26 protein-coding genes and 2 tRNA genes are annotated in these 18272 nt (G+C 56.2%); 16 read left to right on the forward strand and 12 right to left on the reverse strand.

The genetic code is table 11. The annotated features are described in order from the left end of the window. Positions 1-108: 108 nt before the first annotated feature. From VEI50_04805 to VEI50_04835, 7 genes are all read left to right on the forward strand, one after another. Positions 109-606 carry a DUF2127 domain-containing protein gene (locus tag VEI50_04805; GenBank protein HXX74424.1) on the forward strand — a complete coding sequence of 166 codons (498 nt, stop codon included), beginning with the start codon at positions 109-111 and terminating at the stop codon, positions 604-606. A gap of 185 nt (positions 607-791) precedes the next feature. Then, positions 792-1040, forward strand: coding sequence for a hypothetical protein (locus tag VEI50_04810; GenBank protein HXX74425.1), 249 nt, complete (start codon positions 792-794; stop codon positions 1038-1040). A 24-nt stretch (positions 1041-1064) separates the two neighbouring features. Further along, positions 1065-1349 carry a hypothetical protein gene (locus VEI50_04815; GenBank protein ID HXX74426.1) on the forward strand — a complete coding sequence of 95 codons (285 nt, stop codon included), beginning with the start codon at positions 1065-1067 and terminating at the stop codon, positions 1347-1349. Between the two features lie 163 nt (positions 1350-1512). Beyond that, positions 1513-2244, forward strand: a complete 732-nt coding sequence (locus VEI50_04820) for a hypothetical protein (GenBank protein HXX74427.1) — start codon at positions 1513-1515, stop codon at positions 2242-2244. Between the two features lie 933 nt (positions 2245-3177). Further along, complete coding sequence (locus tag VEI50_04825; protein HXX74428.1) at positions 3178-3378, forward strand: hypothetical protein; 201 nt, start codon at positions 3178-3180, stop codon at positions 3376-3378. Positions 3379-3915: 537 nt separating this feature from the next. Next, positions 3916-4009 (forward strand) — tRNA-Ser (locus VEI50_04830). Positions 4010-4388: 379 nt separating this feature from the next. Further along, positions 4389-4464: transfer RNA gene (locus tag VEI50_04835), tRNA-Phe, on the forward strand. Between the two features lie 227 nt (positions 4465-4691). Here VEI50_04835 and VEI50_04840 read toward each other — a convergent pair. The 5 genes from VEI50_04840 to VEI50_04860 form a co-directional block, all read right to left on the reverse strand. Then, entirely contained in the window at positions 4692-5033 is a 342-nt protein-coding gene (locus tag VEI50_04840) for a hypothetical protein (GenBank protein ID HXX74429.1), read from the reverse strand. Next, entirely contained in the window at positions 5030-5239 is a 210-nt protein-coding gene (locus tag VEI50_04845) for a hypothetical protein (GenBank protein ID HXX74430.1), read from the reverse strand. The genes VEI50_04840 and VEI50_04845 overlap by 4 nt, the downstream gene beginning before the upstream one ends. A gap of 26 nt (positions 5240-5265) precedes the next feature. Further along, the gene (locus VEI50_04850) at positions 5266-5610 is read right to left on the reverse strand and encodes an Hsp20/alpha crystallin family protein (GenBank protein ID HXX74431.1); all 345 of its coding nucleotides are present in this window, start codon (positions 5608-5610) and stop codon (positions 5266-5268) included. A gap of 73 nt (positions 5611-5683) precedes the next feature. After that, positions 5684-5833 (reverse strand): hypothetical protein, encoded by a 150-nt coding sequence (locus VEI50_04855; protein ID HXX74432.1) that lies wholly within the window; start codon positions 5831-5833, stop codon positions 5684-5686. Positions 5834-5862: 29 nt separating this feature from the next. Then, positions 5863-6600, reverse strand: a complete 738-nt coding sequence (locus VEI50_04860) for a BON domain-containing protein (protein ID HXX74433.1) — start codon at positions 6598-6600, stop codon at positions 5863-5865. Between the two features lie 286 nt (positions 6601-6886). Between VEI50_04860 and VEI50_04865 the strand changes: the two genes are divergently transcribed. Together VEI50_04865 and VEI50_04870 are read left to right on the forward strand one after the other, a co-directional pair. After that, complete coding sequence (locus VEI50_04865; GenBank protein HXX74434.1) at positions 6887-7615, forward strand: ABC transporter ATP-binding protein; 729 nt, start codon at positions 6887-6889, stop codon at positions 7613-7615. Beyond that, positions 7602-8537, forward strand: a complete 936-nt coding sequence (locus VEI50_04870) for a SufD family Fe-S cluster assembly protein (protein HXX74435.1) — start codon at positions 7602-7604, stop codon at positions 8535-8537. Before VEI50_04865 ends, VEI50_04870 begins: the two co-directional genes overlap by 14 nt. Positions 8538-8549: 12 nt before the next feature. Here the strand turns inward: VEI50_04870 and amrS are convergent, their stop codons facing one another. Then, entirely contained in the window at positions 8550-9653 is a 1104-nt protein-coding gene (gene amrS / locus VEI50_04875; GenBank protein HXX74436.1) for an AmmeMemoRadiSam system radical SAM enzyme, read from the reverse strand. 89 nt (positions 9654-9742) lie between these two features. Here amrS and rtcA point away from each other — a divergent pair, with 89 nt between their 5' ends. The 4 genes from rtcA to VEI50_04895 all read left to right on the forward strand — a co-directional run bounded on the left by rtcA (position 9743) and on the right by VEI50_04895 (position 12691). After that, positions 9743-10804 carry an RNA 3'-terminal phosphate cyclase gene (rtcA, locus tag VEI50_04880; GenBank protein HXX74437.1) on the forward strand — a complete coding sequence of 354 codons (1062 nt, stop codon included), beginning with the start codon at positions 9743-9745 and terminating at the stop codon, positions 10802-10804. Positions 10805-10820: 16 nt separating this feature from the next. Next, positions 10821-11336: a Mut7-C RNAse domain-containing protein gene (locus VEI50_04885; protein ID HXX74438.1), complete on the forward strand. Its 516-nt coding sequence runs from the start codon at positions 10821-10823 to the stop codon at positions 11334-11336. Then, positions 11333-12016, forward strand: a complete 684-nt coding sequence (nfi, locus tag VEI50_04890; GenBank protein ID HXX74439.1) for a deoxyribonuclease V — start codon at positions 11333-11335, stop codon at positions 12014-12016. Before VEI50_04885 ends, nfi begins: the two co-directional genes overlap by 4 nt. Before the next feature lie 126 nt (positions 12017-12142). After that, entirely contained in the window at positions 12143-12691 is a 549-nt protein-coding gene (locus VEI50_04895) for a DUF1614 domain-containing protein (GenBank protein ID HXX74440.1), read from the forward strand. 14 nt (positions 12692-12705) lie between these two features. On the opposite strand, the gene VEI50_04900 is transcribed toward VEI50_04895, so the two are convergent. The 6 genes from VEI50_04900 to VEI50_04925 all read right to left on the reverse strand — a co-directional run bounded on the left by VEI50_04900 (position 12706) and on the right by VEI50_04925 (position 16059). Next, positions 12706-13695, reverse strand: coding sequence for a CapA family protein (locus VEI50_04900; GenBank protein HXX74441.1), 990 nt, complete (start codon positions 13693-13695; stop codon positions 12706-12708). 35 nt (positions 13696-13730) lie between these two features. Continuing rightward, positions 13731-14204 (reverse strand): PH domain-containing protein, encoded by a 474-nt coding sequence (locus tag VEI50_04905; GenBank protein ID HXX74442.1) that lies wholly within the window; start codon positions 14202-14204, stop codon positions 13731-13733. A 103-nt stretch (positions 14205-14307) separates the two neighbouring features. Further along, the gene (locus VEI50_04910; protein ID HXX74443.1) at positions 14308-14529 is read right to left on the reverse strand and encodes a hypothetical protein; all 222 of its coding nucleotides are present in this window, start codon (positions 14527-14529) and stop codon (positions 14308-14310) included. Positions 14530-14642: 113 nt separating this feature from the next. After that, positions 14643-14882: a hypothetical protein gene (locus VEI50_04915; protein ID HXX74444.1), complete on the reverse strand. Its 240-nt coding sequence runs from the start codon at positions 14880-14882 to the stop codon at positions 14643-14645. A gap of 32 nt (positions 14883-14914) precedes the next feature. Continuing rightward, positions 14915-15502 carry a THUMP domain-containing protein gene (locus VEI50_04920; GenBank protein HXX74445.1) on the reverse strand — a complete coding sequence of 196 codons (588 nt, stop codon included), beginning with the start codon at positions 15500-15502 and terminating at the stop codon, positions 14915-14917. After that, complete coding sequence (locus VEI50_04925) at positions 15499-16059, reverse strand: DNA polymerase ligase N-terminal domain-containing protein (GenBank protein HXX74446.1); 561 nt, start codon at positions 16057-16059, stop codon at positions 15499-15501. Before VEI50_04925 ends, VEI50_04920 begins: the two co-directional genes overlap by 4 nt. A 545-nt stretch (positions 16060-16604) precedes the next feature. Between VEI50_04925 and VEI50_04930 the strand changes: the two genes are divergently transcribed. From VEI50_04930 to VEI50_04940, 3 genes are all read left to right on the forward strand, one after another. Next, positions 16605-17072, forward strand: a complete 468-nt coding sequence (locus VEI50_04930) for a CBS domain-containing protein (GenBank protein ID HXX74447.1) — start codon at positions 16605-16607, stop codon at positions 17070-17072. Positions 17073-17238: 166 nt separating this feature from the next. Next, entirely contained in the window at positions 17239-17604 is a 366-nt protein-coding gene (locus tag VEI50_04935; GenBank protein ID HXX74448.1) for a cytochrome c, read from the forward strand. Between the two features lie 81 nt (positions 17605-17685). Next, positions 17686-18171: a cytochrome c gene (locus tag VEI50_04940; GenBank protein HXX74449.1), complete on the forward strand. Its 486-nt coding sequence runs from the start codon at positions 17686-17688 to the stop codon at positions 18169-18171. Positions 18172-18272 lie beyond the last annotated feature (101 nt).

The following is an 18272-nucleotide window of genomic DNA, read 5'->3' on the forward strand; positions in this document are numbered from 1 at the left end:
TGGCGAATGAAGGTGCCTCAGTGTTCATGACTGGTAGACATGATTGCCAACCTTACGCATCAAGTTCATAGTTGAAGTCCTCGTCATGTGTGATAATCTTTTCAATTGATGACAACGAATGCACGCCATGCCGGCCTGGCTGCGATTGCTGTGTTCAAAATCGTGAAAGGTGTGCTGTTGCTCTTTGTCGGCTTAGGGCTAATCGAGTTGATGCATGCCGATATTGCCACATTGTTTTCGATCCTGATCGAAACCCTCCATCTGACAGCCGATTCACGCCTCATGCACACATTGGTTTTAAAGGTGGATGCGCTTCAACCTCATAGTGTGCTGGTGGGGGGTCTCGTGAGCCTCGTTTATGCGGGTCTGTTGTTGATGGAAGGCATTGGGCTGTGGATGGAGTTCTCCTGGGCCGCATACTTGACCGTAGTCTCGACAAGCCTGCTGGTTCCGTTTGAATTTCGTGAAGTGATAGAAGAGGTGACGATCCTTCGGGTCAGTGTGTTGCTTCTGAATCTTGTGATAGTAGTGTATCTTGTCAACCAGTTGAAGCGACATACGTTACGTTCAGGAGCACATCTCCGAAGACCCGACACGGTCGTATGATGGAAATGAGCCGCCAACTTGTACTTGAACGCTCGTTCTTGTCTAGTCTCTGGCACTTCAGGCTTTCTTTAAAATCGGTGCGTTGGTGAGAAGGTGTCGGGGCTGCTCCTAGTAGGTCAACTTCGAGAGTACGGGAGTCATTGGAGAAGAAGTACCTGTTGCCGAAGGGGAAAGGATGACTGAAGATGTCTAAAAATTCCTGCCTTGTACTCATCTTCACAATCGGTTCTGTACTGATCGGGCTCGCCGGGTGTCAGTACTATGAAGAGTTTCGCGTGAAGAAGGCAACGGCCGATCTCAATGAAGAAAAGGCAGACTTGCTCCACGACTACCGACTCTGCCTAGAGAAATATCAGGATGATCCACCCAAGTCCAAGGAACTGTGTGCGCCGTATACCCAACGACTTCGAGAAATCGAGGTAACGCATCACTAGAGCATCTCGATGAAGGAGGCCCTTATGATATGCAAATTACTGCCTACGCTGTTAGGCGTGAGCTTTGCCAGCGTCATTTTTTCCGTGCAAGCACTTTCCCAAGAAACAATGGGCAGTGAAAAGGCACACCACCCACGCCTTGCCCATGCAATTCATGCCCTCGAAGGCGCGATTCAATACATGGAAGCGGCTCCGCACGATTTTGGCGGGCACAAGGCTCAAGCGATTCAAGAATCTCGGCAAGCGTTGGAACAGCTAAAGTTGGCGCTGCAATATCGTGAGCAGGCCGACAACCAAAGACGGAAATGAGCAGGCCTAAGGCCAACCTCCTCATCGCCTACCATCAGTCGTGGCCACTCTCAAGGACGGCTCTCTCAATGCAGAACAACACATGAGAGGCCGCTTCCTGCGAAGGCATGTACGTGACATTCGATGGGGAGGGATGAGCAAGACGTTAGGAAGAGAAGTATCCATGAAATTCATCGATAGGGACCATGAACAGAGTCTCAGAAAAGCACCGTTCTGCCTGGCTCTGATTCTCTTGGTGGCATGGCTTGCCACAGGCTGTTCCTCCCAGCGGGGGTGGGCTTATAGTCCGACACAGCCAACGAAGCAAGCTGCCGGCTTGGCGAAGACTCTTGCGGTGGTGCCGTTCATCGACCAGCGTCCTCCCCACAACAGCAACAATATCGGTCTCTGGATGATACCCCTCATGCCATTTGGATGGCAGGAATTGAACGCGCCCGAGACGATTCAAAGTCACATTGCCTCCGGGCTCTGGCAGTTCAGGCCGACTGAAGATATGGCGAAGGCGCTCGCCCTGGAGGTGCAGAATCGGCATGTGTTTAAGGAAGCCTTTTTCACCTTTCGGGAAAGTGACGGTGAACTCATCTTGCGAGGCACCCTCCTCTCAACGGGGTATCAAGGGACCCTGTATTCCTATGGGCTTTCAATCTACGGGCAACTTCTGTGGGTACTTGGATTGCCTGCCGGAAAGATCAAGAATGATTTGTCCATCGAGTTACGTCTCGAAAATCAGATGTCTGGCCAGGTGATGTGGAGCAAACAGTATAAGGCAGATCATGACGAAGGCGTCTATTGGGCCTACGCCATTCCTTCCGACTTCTGGTACGACACCATGCTCAAGGAGTTGATGCCCGCTATCCTCTTGGACCTGGAGGGCGCGATCAACAATCCGCACTGACTCTCATCCTAAATCCAAGATCAGATTTTGTCTTTGGCTAACACCGTCTCTCCCATCGGGATGATTATCAAGAAACATGGTGCACCCCTTATGGGAACTGGTCAAAAGTTGTACCTGTCTAAGCAATTCGTGGGATTTGGCTATTGCAAGAACACGAGATAGGCCAAGAGATCAGGTTTGGCTCGGACCAGTCCCCATGTGAGATTCAAAGCAACCAGTTCCTTTCTCGCAGGCAAACTGTGGATGAACTATCGTATCCGACGTGCCCGATCGGCTGCATCGGTCCTTCGTCTGCTAGCTGCTCGCCTATACATGATCGAGATGGAACCGATGATGCGGATCGCGCCCTATACTCTCTTGGGCTACCGGGTTTTCAAATCTCGCCCCCTCCGCCACACTGAAATCTGCCCTACTCTGATACCCAGATAAGTTAAGTGGGTGTCACCTACCGGCTTCTGCCTTCCCTTCCCTCAAGCCCCATCGATCTTCACTTAGGGTAGCTACGGAGTTGCATACCCAGTAACGGTATGGTTAAGTAATCGCGGGTGGGGGTGTCTGCTTTGGCTGTGCCCACGTCAAAGCAGCAAGAGGTCTCTGCTCCCTCCTGGGGAGATCTGCCTCCACCCTTTGTCTCATTCCACCGCTTCCTAGATTCCGCGGATTCTTTGGTCTGTCTTCCTTTTATCGCTTCAATTTTTGAGTGCCAGCCCAAATTATTACTGCATCTTTTAGATGAAGTGTATAATGATAAGATGCTGTTATATTTGTGTTGCTATGACTATTCACGATTCATAAGGCGATCGCGTTTCTCCCTCCTTTGGGCAGGGCTTACCTACCTCTACGGTATTTTCAGATTTTTCACTCTGCTCCAGTATGACCCTCAGCACTGCGCTGCACCATCAGCATGCGGATTCACGTGGAGGAGGGTCCCCGATGCAAAAGCAGATCGGCAAGATCGGAGCAATTCGGCGGGAATTACGCGGGAAGGCCTGCCCAATCTGCGGAGGCCACAAGTATCAACTGGTCCTTCGAGGCAATGTGGAGCCTCAATCCGGTACTTTGTTCGCTCGTTGTATACAATGCCAGCGCCCTCGTGGACTGGATAAAGATCTGGGACAAATTCTTTGGATGTGAGGAAACCCACGCGCAACACTCACGAGGCCAATCCCTAAGCATGCCGAACTCTCTACTCCGCACCATCTCGACCAGCCGAGCCCGCGCTAAACAGAAACGCACCGCCCTTCGTATGATGGCACTCAGCGGCGTGATACGACCTAGCCACGTTGAACTTCGATACGGAACGCCGCGGGCAATCTCTTCCGCATCATACCGACAAGCCATGATACCTGAGGCTCCACTCTTCACAGAACCCTCCCCTGCACCTTCATGGCAGCTTGCGATATTGGCCAGCGTAAAGCAGCTGTACCCATGGGCGCAGACCAGCCTGAAAATCATGACACAGTTGGCTCGAAAACCTGTCGGTCCGCAATGGACGATCGACTAGGCCGGGTGAAGTCGATTCTCCCTGGACAAAATCATCCTCCGCGACTTCGAATCTCTTGTACCGCTTGTATACCCTGATGTAAGATCAGCCCTCATTCGCAGGCAATTCGGTGGCCATCGTTTTTTCCTCGCAGATGGCCGGGAACCCCGCGCACAGAGTGATCGTGTGGAGAGGTGGCCGAGTGGCCGAAGGCGACGGTTTGCTAAACCGTTGTAGGGGCTAAAACCTCTACCGAGGGTTCAAATCCCTCCCTCTCCGCCACAAAAAGTGCGCATCAAAAATGAGGGAGGGATTTGAACGAGGGAGCATCGTGGGGGAAGAGTTCCCCCACGTGGGGAGCATACGAGGGGGTTGACCCCCTCTGTAGGAGCGCGAACAGCCTGTGAGCGCGACTTCAAATTCCCTCCCTCTCCGCCAAACCAAGCTCGCTCGACCCGGAGCCTTTCGATGGCTTTTGGCGACGGGATAAACACCTTCAGTGTTTTTCATAACTTCTGTGCTGAGCGATGAGTGCTGAGGACTGAGCAGAGTTCCTTGTAAGCTGCTACGATGCCAGGAGTCCTCGGTCGCCTGACAGAGCTTGATTTTTGCTGGTTGATCCGGTAGACAAGACCGCCTCACGTAACGAACTCCCGCCGGTGCCGAGGTAGCTCAGTTGGCAGAGCACAGCCCTGAAAAGGCTGGTGTCGACAGTTCGATTCTGTCCCTCGGCACCATTTTAATCGCTCACGCGATCCAAAACAGTTCTCGTTGGGAAAGTGGCAGCGTTATGAAATTTTTAGCTTCTATCGTTGGCTCCCCTACCTTCGTTCTCTCGCGCATCCAGGAATCGGTCGGGGAAACTGGCCGAAGGCGACATCGGTCATACGATTGCAGACTCCAGCCCAGGAATTACAGTCAAGCCGGACGAGGGAACCGGGCGACGAGACATTGCCTGCGTCGGTCAGAATAATGGATGCGGGGCATGGCCGAAGCGGGGCATCTCAGGCGCTCCTCCCGCATTGCCGATGATGCGCCAGGCTCCGTCTTCCTTGACGAGGTAGTGCACTTCCTCAAACCAACTATCCACCGTGACCTTCTCCCCGGTCTCGCTGGCCACCCCCCACAGAGCCCCTGTGCACTTCACCTCCGCCCTTGTCTCTCCGTCCACCTGGGTCGTCTTGATATCCGTGAACAGATGCGTCGAATGTAACTTGTGGTGGTACTCGAGGATCTCCTCCCACAGACGACGGGCAACGGATTTCCTGAGCTTGTGGTAGTTGTACCGCTTCGAGTAGAGGGTCATGAGGCCATCCAGGTCTCGCGCCTGGATGGCCTGCTCCGCTCGATCAAAGGCGCGATGATCTCCTTCACGGTGGTCTCATCGGCCGTCACGGTTGCGTACGGAGGGACTTCGACCTTGGCCACGGTGGGCGTCGGGGGACGACAGAGCGTCACGCCGGACATGACTAAAACCACAAGTCCTAGTCCTCTCCAAAAGCGCTTCCTCATGGACCCCCCGCCCTCCTGCTGACAGATTAGTCGATCTTGATCGAGACACATTTCTTCTTGGCTTCTTCGGTCTTCGGCATTCGGACTTCCAGCACACCATCCTTAAAATTCGCTTTGATCTGGTCGCTCTTGACCTCGCACGGAAGCTCCACGCTCCGCACAAACGATCCGTCCGACCGTTCACGCCGGTAGTAGTCCTTCTCCTTGACCTCCTCTTCTTTCTTCTTCTCTCCCTTGATCGTCACCACGTCCCCCGTCACCGTCACCTCGATCTCTTCTTTGTTCATACCCGGCAGATCGGCCTTGACCACGATGTCATCCTTTTCCTCGAAGACATCCAATGAAGGGGCTCTCAGCGAAATCATCGGCATCGGCCATCGCTCGCCGAAGAGGCTCGGAAACGGACGGCGCCAGAAATCTTCTGTCAGTCGATCGAACCAGCGATCAATCTCGCTCGCCCCAACGCGGCATCACGTCGGCAGGTTTCTTGACCGCGATTTCCTTGGATTCTTTGCCCTTCTCCTTCTCTTTCGCCATGACTCCTCCTCCTTCGTTCATCGCAACGGTCGTTGCGATGAGTTGTTCATCTGTCACCGATGCAGGATCTTACTGTTTCCGTTTCGTTATGGCCGAACCTCCAACCGATTGACCACTTTGTCCACGCCGAAGACATACCAGGCATCGAACTCAGCCATTTCCTTCTGCGGTGCAGAAGGGACGTCGCCATCGAGCGTCACCACCGATTGCCTCGCACTCACACGGACTCGATCCTCGTGAACCAAAGGATCCTTCTTTAAGACGATGCGGATCGCTTTGGCAAGTTCCTCGTCTGAATCCGGTTGATCGGGAACAACCTCCATCCCGTTAATCACGTCCCTGCTTCCCGGCACCCACCAGGCGAGCACTCCCGCCATCCGTTTCTGTGTGAGCCCGGTCACATGGTCGTCGAGTAAAACCACTCCGTCGGTCACGGAGACCTGGATCACCCCGTGGGGATTTTCTGTGATGTCTCGAACCGTTTCGAGCTCCCCCTTCCGGATCAATTGAATCGTGCAATGCTGGAGGGTGGGCTCTTGGAGTAGTGCATCGCGCACGGCGTCCAAGATGGCTCCGTCACCCATGTGGGTCGCCGGCGCCACATGTAACCGGTCCACAATCCCACTCACGCCGCGCACTGCCGCCGCGAGCTCCATGCTCAGCTTCTTCGCTGCGATGTGCTCGACCTCCCCTTCAAGTGTCAGGACGCCGTCCTGGTATTCCATCTGAATGGGATGCTTATGAAGATTGATACGCGCCCGCTCGAGCGACGCATGAACTTCTTTGAGGATTCGATTTCGATCCGACATGACCGTTGCCGCCATAGCGATCGCCCCCACCGGATTGTCGTACTGGTGATTACATAGGCAACGGCAATGCCATGTCGCCCCATATCGCGAAGTCCCTGATGATTCAAGTCGATCAGTACTCGAAGGCCCTGCACTCCCACCCATGGATGAGGAGAGATGAGGACAAACTCCACAAATATCAATCTCTGTGTGCAGCAAAACGCTACGGTCCCGGGAACTCAAAGAAGAAATGACAAGGTGAAATCTGCGTCGCCTCACGGCACACATGATGCACCAGCTTCCAAACAGTGCGGTGGGCACAATGACCTTTCCTCTCGTAGACATTCGCAATCTCACCTTCCAGGTTGGCCGTCAGACGATTCTCGACCGACTCGATCTCACGATCCAAGCGCAAGAGATCCACGCCCTCCTCGGGGCGAATGGCTCCGGCAAGACGACGCTCGCCTACCTCCTCATGGGTTGCGAGGGCTATGTACCGACAGCCGGAACCCTTCTATTTGAAGGCGCTGACCTGCTTCCGCTCAAAATGCACGAACGGGCGAGGCTGGGCCTGACCCTCGCCTGGCAAGAACCGGCTCGGTTTGAAGGCGTCACGGTTCGCGAGTTCCTGACGCTTGGCCATTCGGAACGCGATCCGGAACCAGTGCTGATGCAAGTCGGGCTCGACCCCGACCGCTACCTGAACCGGCGAGTCGATAAAGCCCTCAGCGGAGGCGAACGCCACCGCATCGAGCTGGCTTCCGTGCTAACCATGAAGCCGAAGCTGGCCATCCTCGATGAGCCTGCCGCCGGTATCGACATGCTCTCGGTCAACCACATTATCAAGGTCATCCGCACGCTCAAGGACAACGGCGGGGCCGTCTTGCTCATCACCCATCAGGAAGAAGTCGCGGCGATTGCGGACTCGGCATCCCAATTATGTAACGGCCAGATCATCTTCTCCGGCGATCCGGCCCATGTCATCGAACACTTTCGCGGGCGGACCTGCGTCCGGTGCGATGGAGAGGTTTGCGGATATGTCCGACCTTGAGGAGCTCATTCGCGCCCTGCCGATGGTCGGAGCGGAGCCGACGATCCTTGACGACGAGCGGATCGCGCACGTCGTCGGACACGGCCATCGCATCCTCAGCCGCCGGTCTGTTCCAGGGTTACACCTGGACGTGGAGGAAACGCCTGATGCAATCGTTGGAAAGATGACGATTCAAGCGGGCGCAAGCATCGCTCAACCCATCCACATGTGTTTTGGCCTGGCTCATCGGACCGGTAGACAACGAATTAAAATCGACGTCATGGTGGAAGAGGGGGCGACAGCGCACGTGCTTGCCCATTGCCTCTTTCCTGTCGCCCAAGCCGCAGAGCATCGCATGCAGGCCAGGATCGACATCGGACCAGGCGCGTCGCTGACGTACACCGAAGGCCACTACCACGGCCCGCATGGCGGCATGCAGGTTCTTCCCCACGCCACGATCAGAATCGGAAAAGGCGCGCGCTACTTTTCCGATTTCTCATTACTATCCGGCTCGGTGGGTAGTCTCGATATCGACTATCTCGTCGACGTGGAGGAGGAGGGCATCGCCGAACTTACTGCGAAGATCTTCGCACACAGGACCGATCACATCACGCTCAAGGAAGCCGTCATGCTCCGAGGGGAGCGGTCGCGGGGTCTCATCAAGACGCGAGTGGTGCTGGAGAACGAGGCTCGCGCGGAGATCACGGGGATCACGGAGGCCCATGCAAAAGGAGCCCGTGGCCACGTGGATTGCATGGAAATCGTGCAGGGTCAGGCCCATGCCAGCGCGATTCCCATCGTCAGGGTGTTTCATCCGGAAGCAAAAGTCACCCACGAAGCCGCCATCGGCAGTGTCGATAAGAAAGAATTGGAAACATTAATGGCGCGGGGACTCTCGCCGGAACAAGCCGTGGAGATAATCGTGAGCGGAATTTTGCGATGACCGATCGCTCAGCTATCGGTCCGGGCGGGCCTGCTTGAGCAACAGCGGCGCTCGGCGCGCACCCCACTGCCCCGGCTGTGCTTCGAAGATTCCGGCACAGGGAGCACTGCAAAACCGACAAATCCCACCGAGGGACAGATTCCAATCGGACAATTCATACCCTATTCGGCCGACGAGCAGCTGGCCGCAAGCATGACAGTAGGTGCTACCACCCTCGACATCTCGCACGTTGCCGGTGTAGGCGTAACGGATGCCGTTCTTCATGGCGATCCTCCGAGCCATGGTCAATGTGGATGGTGGCGTGGGCGGGATGTCGAGCATTTTATAGTCTGGATGAAAGGCGCTAAAGTGGATCGGCACGTCAGGGCCAAGATGCTCGACTACCCACTGCGTCAACCGCTCGAGTTCAGCCTCCGAATCGTTCTCTCCAGGGATCACGAGGGTGGTGAGCTCCAGCCACACGTTCGTGTGATGCTTGATGTAGACCAGTGTGCCGAGAACCGGCTGAAGGCTTCCGCCGCAGATCTGCCTATAGAATCGCTCCGTGAATCCCTTAAGATCGACATTCGCTGCGTCCATGTACCGGTAGAATTCTTCTCGCGGCTCATCACAGACATATCCCGTCGTGACGGCAACCGATCTGATTCCTCGCTCGCGACAGGCCTGCGCGACATCGATCGCGTACTCGTGGAAGATGACCGGATCATTGTAGGTGTAGGCAACAGACCGGCAATCGAGTTCCGTCGCTGCACGCGCGATCGTTTCCGGAGAGGCTTCGTCCGCCAACGTGTCCATCTCGCGTGACTTGCTCATGTCCCAGTTCTGGCAGAACTTGCACGAGAGGTTGCAGCCAGCGGTTCCAAACGATAGGACCGAGGTACCGGGAAGAAAATGATTCAGCGGCTTTTTCTCGATTGGATCGACGCAAAATCCGCTCGACCGTCCATATGTCGTCAGGACGATCTGATCCTCCTCCCGCGCCCGGACGAAGCACAACCCTTGTTGTCCGTCGAGAAGTTTACAGTAGCGCGGACAGAGATCGCATTGGATGCGTCCATCGTTCAATTGATGCCAATATTTCGTCGGCGCGTTCATTGTGACTTGTGAATTCGTCATGCGATCATCCCTTGAGATGAAGACTGCCCGTGCATTATACCAATCAAATCCTTCGTGTGTGAGTCAGCTCCCACAGGACATTTCCTTTTATGCTGACGATTGACGGCTCGCGCTATTCAGGAAGCGGAACGATCGTAAGACAGGCGGTCGCCTTTTCCGCCCTGACGGGCCAGTCCATCCGCGTAATCAATGCCCGAGCCAAGCGGGACAAGCCCGGCTTGCGTCCGCAGCACATTCGCGTCATTGAAGCGATAGCCGAGCTCGTCACGGGACGCGCCGAGGGACTGGCGCAAGGCTCGCAGGAATTCACGTTTCGTCCCGGCCTCCTCAAGGCGGGGCGACATTATAACTGGGACATCGGCTCCGCCGGTTCGACCACCATGTTGGGCCTCGGGATCATGCCGGTCCTCGCCTTCGCAGGGTCAGATGTCACAGTCGAATTGCGGGGCGGTCTCTTCCAGGACTTTGCCCCGTCTGCCTTTCATCTCCAGCATATCCTCCTTCCAATCCTGCACGCGATGGATCTCCGGGTAGAGATCGAGATCGCACGTCCCGGCTACGTGCCCCGCGGCGACGGCATCCTCCGACTCGCGGTGAACCCACTCACGGAACCTTTTCGAGCGATCGTGAAGGAACAGGCGGGACCAGTGACACGAATATGGGGGATCGCTCTCTCCTCTCATCTTGAGGAACGGCAAGTGAGCCGGCGTATGGCAGACGCGGCGCGAGACGTGCTCGTCAAGGCCGGTTATCGGGCTGAAATCGAAGTCCGCAACGATACCGAGTCGCTGCAGCCCGGCGCGGCGCTCGCGCTGTTCGCCAATCAAGGGGAAGCAGTGCGACTTGGCGCGGACCAGGCTGGCGCTTTACGAAGAAGGGCGGAGTCGATCGGCAAGCACGTCGCCCGCCAACTCCTCCAGGATCTCGAGTCCGGTGCGACACTGGACCGGTTCGCCGCGGATCAGATCATTCCCTTTGCCGCGCTGGCGGGAGGCGAGAGTCGGTTTATCATCCCAGCCGTGACGGATCATGTATTGACGGGCGCCTGGCTGGCTGATTTATTTCTTGGCGCGCGCGTGAGGATCGACGGTCGACGAATGACCATCGACGGAGTTGAATTCTGGCCGAATCGTGATCGCAAAACCAGTTAACAAGACTCCTCTCCATATGGATTCTCTTCACCCATCCAGTCAGCCGCCGACGCGGTTCATGGCCGATGCGATGCTCGGTCGCCTCGCGCGGTGGCTCCGCATCCTCGGTTATGACACGGCATATGAAAAGATCATCCCGGACGAGGTGTTGATCGAGCGTGTGCTCGGGGAGAATCGGTGGCTCCTCACCCGCGACGGATACCTGGCACAACGCAAAGTGCTCCGTGGTCGTCATACCTTGATCGCGAGCGGCCACATCGACGACCAACTCCGTCAGCTCCATGATCAACTGTCCCTTCACCTTGATCTTGCCGAACACGGACAGTTCCGCTGCGCCGACTGTAACGCCGCGCTCCATCCCATTTCCGCTGAAGAGGCGTCGGCTCTGGTTCCACCCTTCGTCGCACGGCATTACCACGAGTTCCTGCAATGCGACTCCTGCGGCCGCGTCTACTGGCCGGGGACTCACTGGGAAGCGTTGACCGGCCGGCTCGCTCTCATCAAGAAAGGAGAGAGGGGCACCGATCGATGAACGTCTCTCTGTTCCACCCATGGAACGTGACGCCGCAGGAGGCTGTGCAGATTCAAGAACAGCTTCGACGAAAGGTCTTGTCGCGCGGGCGAGTGCCTCGTCCGGCGCTGGTCGCCGGAGCCGACGCGGCGTTCGATCTTGAAAGCCGGCTGGTGTTCGCCGCGGTGGTTGTGCTGTCGTTTCCCGATTTGGAACGGGTCGAGACGGTGATCCACCGCGACCGCTGCACGTTTCCCTACATCCCCGGCCTGCTATCGTTTCGTGAATCTCCCGCCCTGCTCCACGCATTCGCCCGACTCCGGCACGATCCCGACGTCATCTTTATCGATGGGCACGGCCTCTCACATCCTCGATCAGCAGGGATCGCCTGCCATATCGGCATCTCTGTGGACCGACCGGTCATCGGATGTGCCAAATCCAAACTCACCGGCGAGTTTCGCGAGCCAGGCCTAGCCCGCGGAGCCACCTCCATGCTGTATGATCCCCAGGGCAAAGTAATGGGCGCAGTCGTTCGGACGCGCGATCGAGTCAAGCCGGTCTTTGTGTCGGTCGGCCATAAAATCAGTCTCGCTGAAGCCGTTCGCCTCACCCTGGCCTGCGGGAGAGGCTACCGAATTCCTGAACCGACGCGACAGGCAGACCTGCTGGCGGAGCGGGCCAAGAAGGAAAACCGCCCATGAGAACTCTCGGTTGTCTCCCGCTCCTATTGTTCCTGCTGTTGCTTGCACTCCTGCCCTTCGTGTTCGGAGAGCTCTTCTCCACCGCCCTCATGAAACTGCGCCTGACCCCCCCGCGCAGCCCTGTGGGTGATTCTGGGTATCCTGGTTGGAAGCAGTATCAACATTCCCGTCAGACGCATCGCACGGAACGAGGACGTCGTGGAGGACCCGCTCGCCCTCTTCGGCATCTCTGGATGGTGGCCACAGTTCCGACGTGTTCGACGGGAAACGATCATTGCCGTCAACGTCGGCGGCTGCCTTATCCCGGTCGGCTTGGCCTTTTACGAGACAGCCCACCTCATGATCGAAAACTGGCATAGCCTCGTCGGATTGGTTCTTGCCATTCTCGTGAACACACTGGTCTGTTACCGGTTGGCCCAGCCCATAGAGGGCATTGGTATCGCGATGCCTGGTCTCTTTCCTCCGCTCGTTGCCGTGATGAGCGCCCTGCTGTTGGCTCCCGATCAAGCCCCTCCCGTGGCCTTCGTGGCCGGCGTGCTGGGGCCGCTGATCGGAGCCGATCTTCTGCACCTCCGCGACGTCTCCAAGATCGCCACTGGCATCGCGAGCATCGGCGGCGCCGGTACCTTCGACGGCATCGTGCTCTCGGGAATTGTCGCGGCGTACCTGGCGTGAAAGGACGACGGAGGTTACTGCACGTTGATCGTGCCTATTTGTTCAGCGGTCTCGATCATCGTTCCAAAAGCCCTGCACTTGGCCTGCATGGTTCGCTTAAGGAACTGCCACTCCTGCTCATTAGCCAGACGAACTCCGAAATCCTCGATGCGGGTGGGGTAGAGTCTGATCCGCGTCATTCCGTTCATCTCCCGTTCCAGCACAAACAAGAACGACAGATCGTTACGCTCATCCCTGTCAACCATATAGTCGTCGATAAAATCGCCCGTCGCGTAGAGGATGGTTTTCCCCTTGTAGAGTTCAATCCCCTGAGGGGTATGGTTGGAATGCCCCCAGTAGAGGTCCGCTCCCATTTCGATAAGATCATGAGCCAAAGCTTGCATCGCTCGTGAGGGCGCTCCCCAATTGGGACCCACATGGGCACTGACGATCACCAGATCGGACTGCCGCCGCGTTGAGGAAATGATCTGCGCCAGTCGCGACCGGTGCGGTTCCGCCAGCCCGCGCTCGCTGTAGGTGACATAGTTGATACCAGGCTTCGTCATGGTCGCTTCCCACTCCGGCTCATTGTCCGTCAAGGCGACGACGGCCACACGCGCATCCGGCAACCTGAACGAGGCGGGAACGCACGCTTCCTCCAATGTCGCACCGGCGCCTGTTCGCTTAATGCCTGTCCGGTCCAGCAACTTGAGGCAATCCACGAGTGCGTCAGTACCAAAATCCAACACGTGATTATTTGCCAGCGTGACGCCATCGATCTTGGCTGCTTGAAGAAAATCCACGGCACGGGAGCCGGCGCGAAAGTGAAATTCTTTCGTGGTTGGATGCCACTCCACTCCCTGATCGCTGATGACGCATTCCAGATTGATCAGTCGACAGTCGGCCGCGAGCATGACCGGCAGAACATCGCCCCACAGGGCCTGGGGACGCACGGACCGGTTCTGGATCACATATTGATTCACCAGCCGCCCGAGCATGACATCTCCTGTCAATGCAATGCGCATCTTAGTTCACAATTTGACCAAACGAATGGAAGTCATTATCCCGCCTGCTCGGGTCGCAAAAGACGCTCCCCGAGTCTGACGGCCTGGAGCTGACTCTGAGCCGTCTCCGGTTCCTGGATACCACGGAGCAGCATGACCTGGCCTCCTCTAACGGAACGAAGCACGAGCGTCCCGATGCCCAAGAACCGTGCGATCAATCTCTGCTGAACGGAGATGTCACCAATGTCTTCAAGAGCGATCGCCTGAATCTCCTGGCCTGTGAACACGTTGGTGATCACGACGCGGCGTGAAGTAATGGCATATCGTACCCAGTACCGCAGAACAATCGAACAGACAACCAATGCGACCGCTCCGATGAACCACGCCTCCCAGCCGGGAACGCCGAACATTTTAAGGATCGCTCCACGCAGAGCCGTGATCAAGCTGATCAGATAGAGCCAGGCAAACTGGTTCCAGGAGGCATAGGCCTGCCAGAGTATTTTCTCATTCCCCTGCAACGTCGTGGTCATTCCAAATTACCGAGCACGCAGCGACGATCGAGACCCACATCCATCAGCTGACTCTGCCATGGGTCGGACGGAACAAGACGTGTGATTCAGCGGGTGCTGAGCGCTACCAGAGCCCAAAGCACACATCTCTGAACGGGATCGTTTCCCACTGCTCTTTTTCCATATCCAAAATGGCAAGTTCGAGATTCGAGGGGAGGACTCTCACCCCCTTTGGCCTGACCCAACTATCCGACTTCAAGGACTTGAAATACAGATGTGGCCTGGCTTGAGCATAATCCCGTTGATGAAACAGCTCGAGTAATCGCAAGGCGTCTGGAAAAGTCACGACATCCTCCTTTTGTCAGTCCCTCGATCCCATTCCAACGGGAGCCTGACCGTCAACCGGATCGAAACGTTTTTTCGCAGCCACTCATATGAGATTGGCCCTGTCTTTGAAATCTAGGTCGAGGCCGGAAACTTCCTCAACCCCATTTTCGCCGCCAACTCATGCAGCTTCTCGTGAATCGACTCATTATTGTAGGTTTGAATATCGCCGAGGGCCTGACAGTAGCCCGTGAGGGCTTCCAGCCACACCTTCTGGTTCTCACACGTGGCCGGCTTTTCGCGAACCTGATCGATCCGCAACCTGGCCTCCTTCAGCCGTTGCGCAGCCTCTTCTAAATGACGAGACACTGTCATTCCTCCTCCTTTCTTCCCGACCTTACGCCGACTTACGGGACCTTGACGAATGGATATTGTTCACGCAGTGACTTGGTGATGATACCGATTCCACACTCGTCGCCGACGGTCTCGATCGCAATAATCACGTCGGGGTTCTTGAAGTCGACACGAGGCCTGAATCCTCTTTGTGTCAACGACTCTATGAGTGCATGGTCGAGTTCTTGCTCGAGTTGCTGGCCATGGATCTCGCCCTTGTGGCCCCTCCGTTCGACTCGCACATAAAAAGACCCGCTGCCGATCTGGTCGGCATAGTTCAGCACCTCCGCCCTGAGTGTGGGAACGAATGAGGCCGCATCGATCGTGACGGTCTTATCGAGCGGAACAACTCTGGCCAGCGGTAGGAGAAATCCCGGTTCAGTTTCCTCGCTGCGGCGCAGCTGATCAAAGAATGCCTGATGGTCCTCGACCCGTCCCATCAATACCCCGAGATAAGGAGACCACCGGAAGTCACCCAACCGCTTGAGCCTCCTGGCCAGACGCCCCTGCTCGTGATCCTTTGCCGCGGCCAGTACATTCCAACTCATCATCGCTCTTCGGCCTACTGGAGCTTCGCGAACCGTCTCATCTTGCGACATCATGTTCCACAGCGATATGCCTTGAGCTGCCCGGCCTGAGCTGCACGTTGGAGATCGTCGATCGTGCGGCCGGTCAAGACCGACGTATCCCACTCTTCCTTCATCTCGCGATCAGGGCGAGCCTCTTCATCCTGCTGTTTGATCAAAAGCCATTGCCGCGAGCGCCCTTTCATCTTGACGAGAGCAAAACGCCCGCGTAGTCGACGGCCATGCAGGATAAGATCTAACGCGCCCACTTCCCACATCTTTGCAACCGACCCTTGCCCTCGTGTTGGTTCATACCAACCTGTGTCCCATACAAGAACCGGCCCCGCCCCATACTGGCCTTCCTCAATCACCCCTTCGAAATCGGCGTATGTCAGGTCGTGATCTTCAACTTCGACCGCCAACCGCTTCACGCGCGGATCAAGCGTCGGCCCTTTGGGGATCGCCCAGGATTTTAGGACTCCGCCGATTTCTAATCGGAAATCATAATGGAGATGGGACGCCTGATGTTTTTGCACGGTAAAGATCGGTCGGTGAATCTGTTTCGCCATAGCAGTTCTGACAACGTTGGTCACGTAGCCCACGGTACCATGTGAAGGTTAAACCGTCGCTTTGGAGTTCACTGAGCAAGTGGGATGCCGACTGAGGCCCGGCCGTTCCTCAAAGTCGACCGAAAACGCTTTTCCAGAAAGAACTCGATGAGATCGGATTTCCGGAGAGCATAGAACCATATGGGAGGGGTATCGGATCGACTCCATGATCCGGGAACCACCGCGACCTTTTGCCACATCGGCGGGGCACCTCTTGTAGCGGATTTCCTCAAAAGCATTCGATCCTGGACCCACCTTGGCAGTCCAATGGTTGAAGTTTTCAACGAGTTGTGGTGTTCCCCGTCTTGACGTCGCGTGGCCTCCTTCTTGCCCGTGTACTTATCTGAGTTTCTTCCGTGAACCGTAGAAGGATGAGCGCACGCAGCACAAGGAGAGGATGCCTCGATGAAAGCGCGGCGCGTCACGTAGAAGCGGTTCTCGCCGCCGGGGTCGCCGTAAGGTCGACCCCAAATCGTTCAGCGTGACCGGGCCGTAACAAGACCGAACCGATCAAACCAGGGAGGGGTACCATGAAAGTCCAGGAGATCATGACCAGCGATGTGCAAGGGTGCAGCCCCGATACCAATCTTGCGGCCGCTGCCAAAATGATGTGGGACAGTGACTGCGGTGCTCTGCCCGTCCTCAACATCCACGGCCAGGCAGTGGGTATGATCACCGATCGCGATATCTGCATGGCTGCTGCGACGAAGAATAAAGCACCATCGGACATCACCGTCTGGGAAACCGTGTCCGGCAAAGCCTTCACCTGCCGGATGGAGGATGACGTCCACATGGCCATGGACATAATGAAACGGGAACGAGTGCGACGACTGCCTGTCGTTGATGAAGACGGAGTGCTTCAGGGCATGGTCGCCATGAACGATTTCGTCCTCCTGGCTGGGGAGGCGAAAGGGGGAAAGATCCCGGGTATTTCGTTCGAGGATGTTGTGCGAACGATGAAAGCCATCAGTGCCCATCGGATCCTCGTCGGCATCTGAGGATGGGTTCGGGTAGGCATCCGAGACGGTTCTACTCGCTTCGGACTCAACCAAGCATGAAATCCGCGCCCACTGCATTCATTCAAGGACAGCACAACTGGTTTCAGAATCATTCTCGTCTCCCGGCGAGAGTCTTGCGGAGAATACGCGTTGAAGGGAGGGGCTCATGGCGATGAAAATGTTCGGTGGCGTCATGTTGGCGTTCGTGCTCATGAGCTCTCTGGTATTAGCCCAGACGCAGCTGAGCCCTATAGATAAAGGGGAGCGACTTTACCAACGGAACTGTCTCCGCTGCCACGGACCGGCTCTGGATGGAAAAGGACCAGATGCGGTCACCCTCCGCGTTCCCCCTACCAACTTCCACACGTACCTCTCCCGCCTGAAAGACAATGGCGAATTGGAGAAAACCATCAAGGAAGGCAAGAAGTTCCTCGGGATGCACAACTGGGAGGATACCCTGAGTGACGAGCAGGTACGAGATCTGATCGCCTACATCCGCAGTGCAGCTCCTCCTGTGAAGGCGAAACCCTAGGTCTTCTCAGAGGGTCGATGGCCTGCCGGGTGTGAGTCCTATTAGAATGGAGTTGTACGACGAGTTAGGAATAGACGGGGGGTGAAAATCGCGATGACTGCCTTGCTAAGTTACATGCTGGATATGCTCCTAGCGGGAACGTTCCTGATCGGCAGTCCATTCGTCGGGCTTTCATTCGTCGACTCTGCGCATGCGGGGCCAGCATCTTCTCCCTCTCTCTCGACGGACAAGAACACAGGAAATATCGAGGAAGGGCGCAAGATCTATAACGGAAAAGGATTCTGCTACCAATGCCATGGATCTGATGGGTACATCGACCGGCGGCCAAATATGAACGAAGAGATGCGCCGGGTGATCGATCACCTCGATCCGCCTCCGGCAGACCTTCGAAATCCTGCCGCATTGAAGTCGAAAAACGATCAGGAGCGCTTTGACACCATCCAGAACGGGCATCGCGGTACTGCTATGTTTCCCCATCAATTTCTTAAGGACGCAGAAATTTACGATGTCCTTGCCTACCTTTCCGTTCTTCGAACGGAAGGGAAATCGCAGCCAAGGAGGAAGTAAGAATCCCGACTAGGTCCACCAACGAGGATATAACGTCCGTTTGGCACTATATGTTTAGGCTAAGGCATTGAGTCCGCGTTCGCATGTGCAAGTTCTAGCCT

The sequence above is a fragment of the Nitrospiraceae bacterium genome (assembly GCA_035623075.1).
Taxonomy (GTDB): domain Bacteria; phylum Nitrospirota; class Nitrospiria; order Nitrospirales; family Nitrospiraceae; genus DASPUC01.

What these genes read in the sequence shown, in the direction of transcription:
- VEI50_04805 (HXX74424.1), top strand. Translation starts at nt 109, where the DNA reads ATGACAACGAATGCACGCCATGCCGGCCTGGCTGCGATTGCTGTGTTC.
- VEI50_04810 (HXX74425.1), top strand. Translation starts at nt 792, where the DNA reads ATGTCTAAAAATTCCTGCCTTGTACTCATCTTCACAATCGGTTCTGTA.
- VEI50_04815 (HXX74426.1), top strand. Translation starts at nt 1,065, where the DNA reads ATGATATGCAAATTACTGCCTACGCTGTTAGGCGTGAGCTTTGCCAGC.
- VEI50_04820 (HXX74427.1), top strand. Translation starts at nt 1,513, where the DNA reads ATGAAATTCATCGATAGGGACCATGAACAGAGTCTCAGAAAAGCACCG.
- VEI50_04825 (HXX74428.1), top strand. Translation starts at nt 3,178, where the DNA reads ATGCAAAAGCAGATCGGCAAGATCGGAGCAATTCGGCGGGAATTACGC.
- VEI50_04840 (HXX74429.1), bottom strand. Translation starts at nt 5,033, where the DNA reads ATGACCCTCTACTCGAAGCGGTACAACTACCACAAGCTCAGGAAATCC.
- VEI50_04845 (HXX74430.1), bottom strand. Translation starts at nt 5,239, where the DNA reads ATGAGGAAGCGCTTTTGGAGAGGACTAGGACTTGTGGTTTTAGTCATG.
- VEI50_04850 (HXX74431.1), bottom strand. Translation starts at nt 5,610, where the DNA reads ATGCCGATGATTTCGCTGAGAGCCCCTTCATTGGATGTCTTCGAGGAA.
- VEI50_04860 (HXX74433.1), bottom strand. Translation starts at nt 6,600, where the DNA reads ATGGCGGCAACGGTCATGTCGGATCGAAATCGAATCCTCAAAGAAGTT.
- VEI50_04865 (HXX74434.1), top strand. Translation starts at nt 6,887, where the DNA reads ATGACCTTTCCTCTCGTAGACATTCGCAATCTCACCTTCCAGGTTGGC.
- VEI50_04870 (HXX74435.1), top strand. Translation starts at nt 7,602, where the DNA reads ATGTCCGACCTTGAGGAGCTCATTCGCGCCCTGCCGATGGTCGGAGCG.
- amrS (HXX74436.1), bottom strand. Translation starts at nt 9,653, where the DNA reads ATGACGAATTCACAAGTCACAATGAACGCGCCGACGAAATATTGGCAT.
- rtcA (HXX74437.1), top strand. Translation starts at nt 9,743, where the DNA reads ATGCTGACGATTGACGGCTCGCGCTATTCAGGAAGCGGAACGATCGTA.
- VEI50_04885 (HXX74438.1), top strand. Translation starts at nt 10,821, where the DNA reads ATGGATTCTCTTCACCCATCCAGTCAGCCGCCGACGCGGTTCATGGCC.
- nfi (HXX74439.1), top strand. Translation starts at nt 11,333, where the DNA reads ATGAACGTCTCTCTGTTCCACCCATGGAACGTGACGCCGCAGGAGGCT.
- VEI50_04900 (HXX74441.1), bottom strand. Translation starts at nt 13,695, where the DNA reads ATGCGCATTGCATTGACAGGAGATGTCATGCTCGGGCGGCTGGTGAAT.
- VEI50_04905 (HXX74442.1), bottom strand. Translation starts at nt 14,204, where the DNA reads ATGACCACGACGTTGCAGGGGAATGAGAAAATACTCTGGCAGGCCTAT.
- VEI50_04915 (HXX74444.1), bottom strand. Translation starts at nt 14,882, where the DNA reads ATGACAGTGTCTCGTCATTTAGAAGAGGCTGCGCAACGGCTGAAGGAG.
- VEI50_04920 (HXX74445.1), bottom strand. Translation starts at nt 15,502, where the DNA reads ATGATGTCGCAAGATGAGACGGTTCGCGAAGCTCCAGTAGGCCGAAGA.
- VEI50_04930 (HXX74447.1), top strand. Translation starts at nt 16,605, where the DNA reads ATGAAAGTCCAGGAGATCATGACCAGCGATGTGCAAGGGTGCAGCCCC.
- VEI50_04935 (HXX74448.1), top strand. Translation starts at nt 17,239, where the DNA reads ATGGCGATGAAAATGTTCGGTGGCGTCATGTTGGCGTTCGTGCTCATG.